The 11,021-nt window shown below is 72.3% G+C and carries 11 protein-coding genes; 6 read left to right on the top strand and 5 right to left on the bottom strand.

Annotated features, from left to right (window positions below):
* Window positions 1–104: 104 nt before the first annotated feature.
* Genes K377_RS01275 through K377_RS01265 form a run of 3 tightly spaced genes read right to left on the bottom strand, consistent with a single transcriptional unit; the run spans window position 105 to window position 3,666 of the window.
* Window positions 105–1,319, bottom strand: coding sequence for an acetyl-CoA C-acetyltransferase (locus K377_RS01275; protein WP_111661174.1), 1,215 nt, complete (start codon window positions 1,317–1,319; stop codon window positions 105–107).
* Window positions 1,320–1,345: 26 nt separating this feature from the next.
* A complete protein-coding gene (locus K377_RS01270) occupies window positions 1,346–2,488 on the bottom strand; it encodes an acyl-CoA dehydrogenase family protein (protein WP_111661173.1) in 1,143 nt (380 codons plus the stop codon).
* 8 nt (window positions 2,489–2,496) lie between these two features.
* Window positions 2,497–3,666, bottom strand: a complete 1,170-nt coding sequence (locus tag K377_RS01265; RefSeq protein WP_111661172.1) for a CaiB/BaiF CoA-transferase family protein — start codon at window positions 3,664–3,666, stop codon at window positions 2,497–2,499.
* 169 nt (window positions 3,667–3,835) lie between these two features.
* Between K377_RS01265 and K377_RS01260 the strand changes: the two genes are divergently transcribed.
* Window positions 3,836–5,035 carry a trans-acting enoyl reductase family protein gene (locus K377_RS01260; protein ID WP_111661171.1) on the top strand — a complete coding sequence of 400 codons (1,200 nt, stop codon included), beginning with the start codon at window positions 3,836–3,838 and terminating at the stop codon, window positions 5,033–5,035.
* Window positions 5,036–5,068: 33 nt separating this feature from the next.
* On the opposite strand, the gene K377_RS01255 is transcribed toward K377_RS01260, so the two are convergent.
* Window positions 5,069–5,791: an endonuclease V gene (locus K377_RS01255; protein ID WP_111661170.1), complete on the bottom strand. Its 723-nt coding sequence runs from the start codon at window positions 5,789–5,791 to the stop codon at window positions 5,069–5,071.
* Between the two features lie 52 nt (window positions 5,792–5,843).
* Here K377_RS01255 and K377_RS01250 point away from each other — a divergent pair, with 52 nt between their 5' ends.
* The gene (locus tag K377_RS01250; protein ID WP_111661169.1) at window positions 5,844–6,269 is read left to right on the top strand and encodes a GNAT family N-acetyltransferase; all 426 of its coding nucleotides are present in this window, start codon (window positions 5,844–5,846) and stop codon (window positions 6,267–6,269) included.
* On the opposite strand, the gene K377_RS01245 is transcribed toward K377_RS01250, so the two are convergent.
* A complete protein-coding gene (locus K377_RS01245) occupies window positions 6,266–6,805 on the bottom strand; it encodes an MSMEG_1061 family FMN-dependent PPOX-type flavoprotein (protein WP_111661168.1) in 540 nt (179 codons plus the stop codon). The two genes, K377_RS01250 and K377_RS01245, sit on opposite strands and share 4 nt — an antisense overlap.
* Window positions 6,806–6,951: 146 nt before the next feature.
* Between K377_RS01245 and K377_RS42120 the strand changes: the two genes are divergently transcribed.
* From K377_RS42120 to K377_RS01225, 4 genes are read left to right on the top strand one after another with little or no spacing between them, the layout of a single operon-like run.
* Window positions 6,952–8,007 carry an iron ABC transporter permease gene (locus tag K377_RS42120; protein ID WP_111661167.1) on the top strand — a complete coding sequence of 352 codons (1,056 nt, stop codon included), beginning with the start codon at window positions 6,952–6,954 and terminating at the stop codon, window positions 8,005–8,007.
* Window positions 8,004–9,098, top strand: a complete 1,095-nt coding sequence (locus K377_RS01235; protein WP_375605890.1) for a FecCD family ABC transporter permease — start codon at window positions 8,004–8,006, stop codon at window positions 9,096–9,098. The genes K377_RS42120 and K377_RS01235 overlap by 4 nt, the downstream gene beginning before the upstream one ends.
* A gap of 48 nt (window positions 9,099–9,146) precedes the next feature.
* Complete coding sequence (locus tag K377_RS01230) at window positions 9,147–9,959, top strand: ABC transporter ATP-binding protein (RefSeq protein ID WP_375605889.1); 813 nt, start codon at window positions 9,147–9,149, stop codon at window positions 9,957–9,959.
* 49 nt (window positions 9,960–10,008) lie between these two features.
* Entirely contained in the window at window positions 10,009–11,010 is a 1,002-nt protein-coding gene (locus tag K377_RS01225; protein ID WP_111661165.1) for an iron-siderophore ABC transporter substrate-binding protein, read from the top strand.
* Window positions 11,011–11,021 lie beyond the last annotated feature (11 nt).

The raw sequence follows: 11,021 nt of genomic DNA, 5'->3' as shown, positions 1-11,021 counted from the left end.
TCCCCGCGCCCCTGAAGCGAGCTCCGCTCGCCCAGGGGCGCGGGGAACTGCGCGGCCAGCCACGGATCACCCGCGGTCGGCGACGAAACGGTGGCCCTACGGCGCTACACCCGCTCCACGATGGTGGCGATGCCCATGCCCCCGCCGACGCACAGCGTGGCCAGGCCGTACCGCTTGTCCTGACGCTCGAGTTCATCGACGAGCGTGCCCAGGATCATGGCGCCGGTCGCCCCGAGCGGGTGACCGAGCGCGATCGCGCCGCCGTTGACGTTCACCTTGTCCAGCGACAGGCCCATGTCCTTGACGAAGCGGAGCACCACCGCGGCGAAGGCCTCGTTGATCTCGACGAGGTCGATGTCGTCGATGGTCAGACCGGCCTTGGCGAGCGCCTTGCGGGTGGCGGGCGCCGGGCCGGTGAGCATGATGGTCGGCTCGGAGCCGGAGACGGCCACGGAGACGACGCGGGCGCGGGGCGTGAGGCCGTACCGCTCCCCCACCTCGCGCGAGCCGATGGCGACCAGCGACGCGCCGTCGACGATGCCGGAGGAGTTGCCCGCGTGGTGCACGTGGTCGATCTTCTCGACCCAGTGGTACTTCTGGAGCGCGACGGCGTCGAAGCCGCCGAGGTCGCCGATGTCCTTGAAGGACGGCTTGAGCTTGGCCAGCGAGTCGGCGGTCGTGCCGGGCCGCAGGAACTCGTCGTGGTCCAGGACGGTCAGACCGCTGCGGTCCTTGACGGGGACCACCGAGCGCTCGAAGCGGCCGTCCTTCACCGCGGCGGCGGCCCGCTCCTGGGAGAGCGCCGCGTACTCGTCGACGTCGCGCCGGGAGAAGCCCTCGATGGTGGCGATGAGGTCGGCGCCGATGCCCTGCGGCACGAAGCCGGTCTCGAAGTTGGTCATCGGGTCGGCGAACCAGGCACCGCCGTCGGAGGCCATCGGCACCCGCGACATCGACTCGACACCGCCGGCGAGGACCAGGTCCTCCCAGCCGGAGCGGACCTTCATCGCGGCGAGGTTGACGGCTTCGAGGCCCGACGCGCAGAAGCGGTTCTCCTGTACGCCCGCGACCGTGTCCGGCAGTCCGGCCGCGATGGCGGCGACGCGGGCAATGTCGGAGCCCTGGTCGCCGACCGGGCCGACGACGCCGAGGACGATGTCGTCGATGGCGGCGGGGTCGAGGCCGGGGAAGCGGGCCTGGATCTCGTGGATCAGGCCGACCACCAGGTCGATCGGCTTGGTGCCGTGCAGGGAGCCACTGGCCTTGCCCCGGCCACGAGGGGTGCGGATCGCGTCGTAGACGTACGCGTCTGTGGTCACGGAAGTGCCTTTCAACAGGGGTGTGTTCAGGACAGCAGCGAACGGCCGATGATCTCCTTCATGATCTCGGTCGTCCCGCCGTAGATGGTCTGGATGCGTCCGTCGGTGAAGGCCTTCGCGACGCGGTACTCGGTCATGTAGCCGTAGCCGCCGTGGAGCTGGAGGCAGCGGTCGGCGACGCGCTTCTGGAGTTCGGTGGCCCACCACTTGGCCATGGAGGCGTGCACGGCGTCGAGGGTGCCCGCGGAGTGGTCCTCGATGCAGCGGTCGAGGAAGGTCCGGGTGACGGCGCACTCGGTGGCCATCTCGGCGATCTCGAACCGGATGTGCTGCAGCTTGGCGAGCTTGCGCCCGAAGGCCTCGCGCTCCTTGACGTACGTCGTGGTGATCTCCAGCAGGTGCTCGGCGGCGGCGATGGCGGCGACGGCGATGCCCATGCGCTCCTGCGCGAGGTTCGTCATCAGGTGGATGAACGCGCCGTTCAGCTCACCGAGCAGATTCTCCTTGGGAACCCGTACGTCGTTGAAGAACAGCTCGGCCGTGTCCTGCGCCTTCTGGCCGATCTTGTCGAGGTTGCGGCCGCGCTCGAAGCCCTCCGTACCGCGCTCGACGACGAGCAGGGACAGGCCGTGCGCGCCGCCCTCCTGCGTGGTCTTGGCGACGACGATGACGAGGTCGGCCAGGATGCCGTTGGAGATGAAGGTCTTCGAGCCGTTGAGCAGCCAGTGGTCGCCCTTGTCCTCGGCGCTGGTGCGGATGCCCTGGAGGTCGGATCCGGCGCCGGGTTCGGTCATGGCGATCGCGGTGATCAGCGAGCCGTCGCAGAAGCCGGGCAGCCAGCGCCGCTTCTGCTCGTCCGTGCCGAGCGAGGTCAGGTACGGGCCGATGATGTCGTTGTGCAGGCCGACCGCGAGCCCGGCCGCGCCGGCCCGGGTGAACTCCTCGGCGAGGACGGCGCTGTAGCGGAAGTCGGCGTTGCCGCCGCCCCCGTACTCCTCGGGCACGGCGAGTCCCAGGAGTCCCTGGCGGCCGGCGGCGAGCCAGGCCTCCCGCGCGACGATGCCGTCCTTCTCCCACTGCTCGTAGTGCGGGGTCACCTCCTTGGCGAGGAAGGTGCGCACGGTCTCGCGGAACGCCTCGTGCTCGGCGCTGAACAGGCGTCGTTCCATGCTCGCGATCAACTGCCTTTCTTCTCGGGGGCGGTGGGTTCGCCGGTCAGGGCCGGTACGTCCCAGTCGCGCGCCACGACCGCGGTGTCGGCGCCGGGCTGCGCCGGCCCCGAGCGGACGGTGGTGGGGGTGCGCGTGAAGCGGGGGGCGGGGGCGGGCTGGGTGATGCCGCCGTGGTCGACGAAGGTGCCGCGGGCGGCGAGATGCGGATGCCGGGGCGCCTCGCGCAGCGACAGCACGGGGGCGACACAGGCGTCCGAGTCCTCGAAGACGGCCGTCCACTCCTCCCTCGTACGCTCCTTGAAGCGTGCGGTGACGGCGTCGCGCAGCTCGCCCCAGCGGGACAGGTCCCCTCGTGCGGAGGCGGTGTCCGCGAGGCCGAGCAGCTCCATGAACTCGGCGTAGAACTGCTGCTCCAGGGCGCCGACCGCCATGTACTGGCCGTCGGCCGTCTCGTACGAGCCGTAGAACGGGCAGCCGCCGTCCAGCAGGTTGGCACCGCGCCGGTCCTGCCAGCTGCCCGCCGCGAGCATGCCGTGGATCATCGAGGTGAGGTGCGCGGTGCCGTCGACGATGGCGGCGTCGACGACCTGGCCCTCGCCGGTGGCGCGGGCGTGGTGCAGGGCCGCGAGGATGCCGACGACGAGGTAGAGGGAGCCGCCCGCGAAGTCCCCCACCAGGTTGGCGGGGACGGCGGGCGGCTCGTCGGGGTTGCCGATCATGCCGAGGGTGCCGGTCGGCGCGATGTAGGCGATGTCGTGCCCGGCGCGCTGTGCGAGGGGGCCCTCCTGGCCCCAGCCGGTCATCCGGCCGTAGACCAGCCGCGCGTTCCGCCCGTGGCAGGCTGCGGGGCCGACGCCGAGCCGCTCGGCGACGCCCGGCCGGTAGCCCTCGATCAGTACGTCGGCACGCTCGACGAGCCCGAGCACGCGCTCGGCCCCGTCCTCGGCCTTCAGGTCGACGACCACCGATCGCTTGTTGCGGTTGGTGATGTCGTACGCGGGATTGATCGCGAGTCCGCCGCCGCCCGGCCGGTCGACCCGTACGACGTCGGCGCCGAGGTCGGCGAGGAGCATCGCGGCGAACGGCCCCGGGCCGATCCCGGCGAGCTCGACCACGCGCACCCCGGCGAGGGGTCCGCCGTGCTCGTCGCGGCTCTCCGCGCCTGCCTCTGTCATTCGGCCACGCCCCCAGATCGTCTGTGACACAACTGATGTAACACCAACGATGCTATGAATGCGGCCGGGTCAGCACAAGACCTTGACGAGCAAGCGCTTAGCCAATTTCCGAGTCGTCACGCTAGCCTCGGCCACCGGCAACGGCGCGGCACGCACGATGAGGGGTGTCATGAACGAGCGTGGGAAGCCCGGCGGGACGGACAGGGCGTACGACGTGGTGCTCTTCGGGGCGACGGGATTCGTGGGGGTGCTCACGGCCGAGTACCTCGCGGCCCACGCGCCCGACGGACTGCGCTGGGCGATCGCGGGCCGGGACACCGCGAAGCTGGAGCGGCTGCGCGAACGGCTCACCGGGATCGACCCGGAGTGCGCGGTGCTGCCGCTGCTGCGCGCGGACGTCGCCGACCGGGCGAGCCTGCGCGAACTGGCGGCTCGCGCGCGCGTGGTGATCTCCACGGTCGGCCCGTACCTGGAGTACGGGGAAGGGATCGTCGCCGCGTGCGCGGACGCGGGCACCGACTACGTGGACCTGACCGGCGAGCCGGAGTTCGTGGACCTCATGTACGTCCGGCACGACGCCCACGCGCGCGAGACGGGCGCCCGTCTGGTGCACGCCTGCGGTTTCGACTCGGTGCCGCACGACCTGGGCGCCTACTTCACGGTGCGGCAGTTGCCGGAGGGTGTGCCGCTGCGGGTCGACGGGTTCGTGCGGACCAACGCCCGGTTCTCGGGCGGTACGTTCGCGTCCGCGCTGAACCAGTTCGCGCGGGGCCGGCAGATGGTCGCCGCGCAGCGCGACCGGCGTCGGCACCAGCCGCGCCTGGTGGGCAGGACCGCGTACGCGCCGACGTCCGCGCCGCGGTACGCCAAGGAGGTCGGGGCGTGGGCGCTGCCGCTGCCGACGATCGACCCGCAGGTGGTGCAGCGCTCCGCACGGGCGCTTGAGCGCTACGGCCCCGACTTCCGTTACCGGCACTACGCGGCCGTGAAGTCGCTGCCGGTCGCGGTCGGCGGCGTCGCCGCCGCGGGCGCGCTCTTCACGGCGGCCCAGGTCGGGCCCGTCCGGCGCTGGTTGGGCGGGCGGCTGCTGCCCGGCGACGGACCCGACGCGGAGCGCCGGGCCAAGAGCTGGTTCTCGGTGCGGTTCGTGGGCGAGGGCGGCGGGCGCCGGGTGTTCACGGAGGTGTCCGGCGGCGACCCCGGCTACGGGGAGACCGCGAAGATGCTGGCCGAGTCGGCGCTGTCGCTCGCCCTTGACGACCTGCCGGAGAGCGCCGGGCAGGTCACCACGGCGGTGGCGATGGGCGACGCGTTGACCGGGCGGTTGCAGAAGGCCGGGATCACGTTCCGGGTGGCGGCCGAGCGCTGAGCAACCGTGGCGCGGGTCGTCGTGCGTCTGCGGCTACGTCGTGGCCGGTCGCGCAGTTCCCCGCGCCCCTTGCAGGGACGCCAGGGCGTCCCTGCAGAGGCGGTCCGCTCGCCTTGTCGTCTCCGGCTGACGGTACGTCGGAGTGAGGGACAGCACGTGCGCGCACGCGTTGTCGAGTGACACCCGGTGGCCCACCGAGACGTACACCGGCTTGACGCCCGCGCGGGTGCGCAGGGCACGGCCGACCTCCTCGGTGCCGTCGAGGAGCGGTGCCGCGCTCCCCCGCTCCGGCCCCAACTCGCCCTCGGCGAACACGAACGGGTTCTTGGCGACCCCCATCGTGGGCAGTCCGGTGAGCACCCCGAGATGGCTGGCGAGACCGAAGCGGCGCGGGTGCGCGATGCCGTAGCCGTCGCAGATCACCAGGCCGGGGTCGGTGCGCAGCGCCTCCAGGGCGTCGAGGACCGCGGGGATCTCGCGGAACGCCAACAGGCCCGGGACGTAAGGGAAGGCGATGTGTCCGACGGCCGTCGCCTCCTCGATCACGTCGAGCGTGACCGGGTCCAGGACGACCGCGGCCGCGGCGACGACATCGCGTGCGTCGTCGTAGGCGACGTCGATCCCGGTGACCGGGCCCGCGCCGGGCGGCGGGCCGTTCTCGTCGAGGATCACGCGGCCGCGCAGCGCGTCCTGGACCGCCCGCGCCGCCGCCTCGTCGGTCGGCCAGCCCGCCGGGATCGCTGTGATCGTCACCATGCCGCAACCCTAGATGCCGGCCACGCGCAGCCCTGTAGCCTGTAAGGCATGAATGACATCCCTGACCCTTACATCGTCGAGCCGGGCATCCCCTCCCTCGGTCGAGGTGTTCCGGCGGCTGCGCACGGACGCGGGCCTCTCCGACCGGAGCCCGGAGGCCGCCGCGGTCGCGCTGCCGAACACCTGGTTCGGCGTCCTGCTGCGGCACCGCGTCGAGCCGATCGGGATGGGCCGGATCATCGGGGACGGCGGCACGGCGTTCCAGATCGTCGACATCTGCGTCCACCCCGGCCACCAGGGCCGGGGTCTGGGTCGGCGGATCATGGAAGCGCTCACCGAGGAGCTGGAGCGCCGGGCGCCCTCGTCCGCGTACGTATCGCTCATCGCGGACGGGCCCGCGAAGTTCCTCTACGGGAAGTTCGGCTTCGTGGAGACGTCCTCGTACGGGTCGGTGGGCATGTCCAGGGTGATGCCCTAACTCCAGGTCTCCGGCTCCCAGATGCCCGAGCGGCGCAGCGACTGCGGGCAGTGCAGATAGATCTCGTCGATGTCCAGGAGCAGGGCGAGCTGCGGGCGTTGGCCCTTGACCTCCATGAGGTCGAAGAAGGGCGCGTCGGTGAGGATCCGGGCGCGGCCGTTGACCCGCAGGACGTCCCGGGCGCCGGGTATGAGGAAGAGCAGGCCCGCGTGCGGGTTCGCCAGGATGTTGTGGAAGCTGTCCGCCCGGCGGTTGCCGGGGCGGTCGGGCAGGGCGAGGGTGCGGTCGTCGACGATGTGCGCGAAGCCGGGGCCGTCGCCGCGCGGTGAGACGTCGCAGCCGCCCCGCGCGTCCGAGGTCGCGACCAGGCAGAACGGAGAGCGGGCGATCAGACCCCGGTCCCGCTCGTCGAGCCGGTCGTGGACCTTGTCGATCACGACGGGGTGCGGCTCGCCGAGGATCTCGCACAGTCGGGCCGGGTCACGCAGTTCCACCTGACCGGTGGCCGGTTCGCGGGTTTCGGTGGGGTACGGCAAGCCGTCTCCTGAAGTCGTGCGGGCGGTGCCCGGGTGGGTGCTGCGTCCACCCTTTCGGGTGTTAGGTTAGCCTGACCTTACCTTCCGGAGGTTGTCGCTCCGGATTGTCGTCGGGCTTCGTCCGCGCCCCTGAACAGGACAGATCAGTGCAACTCACCGCGCGGGCCACCGCTCCGCCCCGCCCTTCGACGGCGCCCCGTCAACGTACAGGGCGTCTGCCGCTCGGACTCGCCGGGCTCGTCCTGCTGCTCGTCGCCGCGATCGCGCTCAGCCTCGCGGTGGGTTCCGGTCAGGTGGCGTGGGCCGATGTCGTGGCCGGAGTGTTCCACCCCGACCGGTCCGAACGCGCCCAGCTGATCGTGCGGGAAGTACGCATCCCGCGCACCGCGGCCGGTGTCCTGGCCGGTGTCGCGCTCGGTCTCGCGGGCACCGTGATGCAGGGCGTGGCCCGCAACCCCCTCGCCGATCCGGGCCTGTTGGGCGTGAACGCGGGCGCCTCGGTCTCGGTGGTCTTCGCCATCGGCGTGCTCTCGCTCGGCGAGCCCGAGCAGTACATCTGGTTCGGCTTCCTCGGCGCGTGCCTCGCCGCCGTCCTCGTGTACGGGGTCGGCAGCCTCGGCCGGGAGGGCGCGACCCCCGTCAAACTGGCCCTGGCGGGCGCCGCCGTGGCCGCCGCGCTCTCCTCGCTGACCAGCGCCATGCTGCTCACCGACCGCGGGACCTTCGACCAGTTCCGGTTCTGGCAGGTGGGCTCGCTCAGTGGCCGGGAGCCGGAAGTGCTGTGGCAGGCGCTGCCGTTCATCGTGGTCGGCGGTGTGCTCGCCCTCGCGCTCGGCCCGCAGTTGAACACCCTCGCCCTGGGCGAGGACACGGCCCGCGGGCTCGGTCAGCGGATCGCGCTCGCCCGGCTCGGCGCCGCGGCGTGCGTGGTGCTGCTGTGCGGAGCGGCGACCGTCGTCGCCGGGCCGCTGATCTTCGTAGGCCTGGCCGTGCCGCACGCCGCACGCCTGCTGACCGGCCCCGACCATCGCTGGATCCTGCCGTACAGCGCGCTGCTCGCACCGGCCCTGCTGCTGCTCGCGGATGTGGCCGGGCGACTGATCGCGCGCCCCGGCGAGGTGCAGGTCGGCGTGATGACCACGGCGCTCGGCACGGTCCCGTTCATCCTTCTCGTCCGGCGCCGGAAGTCGGTGGAACTGTGACCGGCACTTCCCTGGCCCCAGACGGTAAGGCTCCCCTCGCCTCTCCCGACCTGGACCTGCGGGCGGCCGCCGCCCGGGTCGCGGCGGTACGCCGCCGGGGCCGCGCCCGGCTCGTCGGGGTGAGCGCGGTGCTGCTCGCCGCGACCGCCGCCGCCTTCTGCCTCGCGCTCGGCTACGGCGACTACACCGTGCCGCTGCCCGACGTGGTGCGCACGCTGTTCGGGGGCGGTGACCCGGGCAGCCGGTTCGTCATCGTCGAACTGCGGCTGCCGCGCGCCCTGCTGGCCCTCCTGGTGGGCTGCTGCTTCGGTCTGTCCGGCACGATCTTCCAGACGCTGCTGCGCAATCCGCTGGCGAGCCCCGATGTGATCGGGGTCAGCTCGGGCGCGGGCGCGGCGGTCGTGCTCGCCGGCGGGCTCGCCGGGCTGAGCGGGACGCCGTTGTCGTTCGTCGCGCTGGCCGGTTCGCTGGTCACGGGCACGGCGATCTATCTGCTGGCCTGGCGCGGCGGCGTCACCGGCTACCGGCTCGTCCTCGTCGGGCTCGGCATCGGCATGGGTCTGTCGAGCCTGATCTCGTACCAGATGACGCGCGCGGAGGTCACCGAGGCGCAGAACGCGTTCCTGTGGCTGTCGGGGAGTCTCAACGGCCGGTCCTGGCCGCAGGTGTGGCCGCTGCTCGTCGGTGCGGCGGTTCTCGTGCCGCTCACCGCGCTCGCCGCCCGCGCCCTGCCCGCCCTGCAACTCGGCGACGACACCGCGGGCGGCCTCGGCGCCCGGGTCGAGCGGGACCGGCGCGCGCTGCTCGCCTGCGCCATGGGGCTGGCCGGGATCGCGACGGCCGCGGCGGGTCCGGTCGGCTTCGTCGCGTTCCTCGCGCCGCCGATCGCCCGGCGGCTGGTGCCGGGGCAGGGCGCGGCGCTGCTGCCGTCCGCCGCCGTGGGCGCGCTCCTGGTGAGCGTCGCCGACTTCGCCGGCCAGCACGTCCTGGACGGCACGCAGTTGCCGGTCGGCATCGTCACCAGCGTGATCGGCGCCCCGTACCTGCTGTGGCTGCTGGCCCGCGCCAACCGCGTCGGACAGGGCGGCTGACCGATGAACCCCTCCCCGTACACCCCGCGGCCCACCGAGGAGACGCCCGTGGCATCCCCGCACACCCTCCAGGCCCGTGGCCTCGAACTCGGCTACGGCGAGCGCCGGATCGTCTCCGGCCTCGACGTCGACGTGCCGCCGGGCGCGATCACCGTCGTCGTCGGTCCGAACGCCTGCGGCAAGTCGACCCTGCTGCGCTCGATGGCCCGGCTGCTCACGCCGGCCGACGGCGCGGTGCTGCTCGACGGCCGCGAGGTCCACAAGATGGCCACGAAGGACGTCGCCGCCGTGCTCGGTGTGCTGCCGCAGACGCCGGTGGCGCCCGAGTCCATCACGGTCGCCGATCTGGTGGGCCGGGGCCGCTACCCGCACCAGGGCTGGTTCCGCCGCTGGACCGCCGCCGACGACGCGGCGGTCGCCACCGCCCTGCACGCCACCGACGTCCTCGACCTCGCCGACCGGCCCATCGACGAACTCTCCGGCGGTCAGCGGCAGCGCGTGTGGATCGCGATGGCGCTGGCCCAGGAGACCGACGTGCTGCTCCTCGACGAGCCGACGACGTACCTGGACATCAGCCATCAGCTCGACGTCCTCGACCTCCTCACCGACCTCAACCGGGAGCGCGGGGTCACCCTCGTCGTCGTCCTGCACGACCTCAATCTGGCCTGCCGCTACGCCGATCACCTCATCGCGATGAAGGACGGCCGGGTCGTCGCGGAGGGCGCGCCCTCCGCGATCGTCACCGAGTCGCTGGTCGACGAGGTGTTCGGGCTGCGCAGCACCGTCGTGCCCGACCCGGTGTCGGGCACGCCCCTGATCGTCCCCATGGGCCGGCACCACTCCGGCTCGGTCACCCCGTAACCGCGACTCGCACACCTCCTCCCCCCGCTCACAGAAGAGAACAGGTTCCATGGCCCTCGCCACTCCCCGTCGCCGCTCCCTGCTCGTCGGCGCCCTCGCCCTGACCCTCACCGGCACGCTCGCCGCCTGCGGCTCGGACACGGACGGCTCGTCGGCCGCCGCCGGCTCCGCGTCCGCCGGTGCCTTCCCCGCGAAGGTGTCCACGAAGTTCGGGACGGTCACCGTCAAGGAGCGGCCCAAGCGGGTGGTCGCGCTCGGCTGGGGCGACGCCGAGACGGCGCTCGCGCTCGGGGTGCAGCCGGTCGGGCAGAGCGACTGGCTGGCGTTCGGCGGCGACGGTGTCGGCCCGTGGGCCAAGGGGAAGTACGACAAGTCGCCGCAGAAGATCGGCACCCTGGAGCCGGAGTACGAGAAGATCGCCGCGCTCAAGCCGGATCTGATCCTGGACACCAAGTCGAGCGGCGACCAGACCCGTTACGACACGCTCAGCAAGATCGCGCCGACCATCGGGGTGCCCGAGGGCGGCGACCAGTACAAGATCTCCTGGGAGAAGCAGACCACAATGGTCTCCCAGGCGCTCGGCCTCGCCGACCGGGGCGAGAAGCTGATCGACGGCACGAAGAAGGAGTTCGCCGCCGCGGCGAAGGCGCACCCCGAGTTCAAGGACCGGACGATCACGGTCGGCTCGCGCACCGCGACGACCTGGGGCGCGTACGTGCGCGGCACCGGCCGGGTGGACTTCGTCGAGCGGCTCGGGTTCACCAACAACCCGGCGGTGGAGAAGAAGGCCGGCAGCGCGTTCTCGGTGCCCGTGTCGGAGGAGAACCTCCAGATGCTCGACGCCGACCTGCTGGTGATGGCGCCGATCGGCACCACCGCGAAGAAGATCAGCTCGGACCCGCTGTACCGGGCGATCCCGGGGGTGAAGAAGGGCCACTCGCTGGTCTTCGACGACAAGAACATCTCCAGCGCCTTCGCCACCGACTCGGTCCTGTCGACCCGCTACGCGCTGAAGCACGTGGTGCCGCTGCTCGCGGAGAAGCTCAAGTGACATGCAGCGTC

This window comes from Streptomyces sp. PsTaAH-137, from assembly GCF_003259365.1.
Lineage (GTDB): Bacteria > Actinomycetota > Actinomycetes > Streptomycetales > Streptomycetaceae > Streptomyces.
This window is presented reverse-complemented; position numbering and strand designations above follow the sequence as displayed.

Coding starts and splice junctions, on each gene's coding strand:
- K377_RS01255 (WP_111661170.1), bottom strand. CDS start 5,791: ATGGTGACGATCACAGCGATCCCGGCGGGCTGGCCGACCGACGAGGCG.
- K377_RS01260 (WP_111661171.1), top strand. CDS start 3,836: ATGAACGAGCGTGGGAAGCCCGGCGGGACGGACAGGGCGTACGACGTG.
- K377_RS01270 (WP_111661173.1), bottom strand. CDS start 2,488: ATGGAACGACGCCTGTTCAGCGCCGAGCACGAGGCGTTCCGCGAGACC.
- K377_RS01265 (WP_111661172.1), bottom strand. CDS start 3,666: ATGACAGAGGCAGGCGCGGAGAGCCGCGACGAGCACGGCGGACCCCTC.
- K377_RS01225 (WP_111661165.1), top strand. CDS start 10,009: ATGGCCCTCGCCACTCCCCGTCGCCGCTCCCTGCTCGTCGGCGCCCTC.
- K377_RS01250 (WP_111661169.1), top strand. CDS start 5,844: ATGACATCCCTGACCCTTACATCGTCGAGCCGGGCATCCCCTCCCTCG.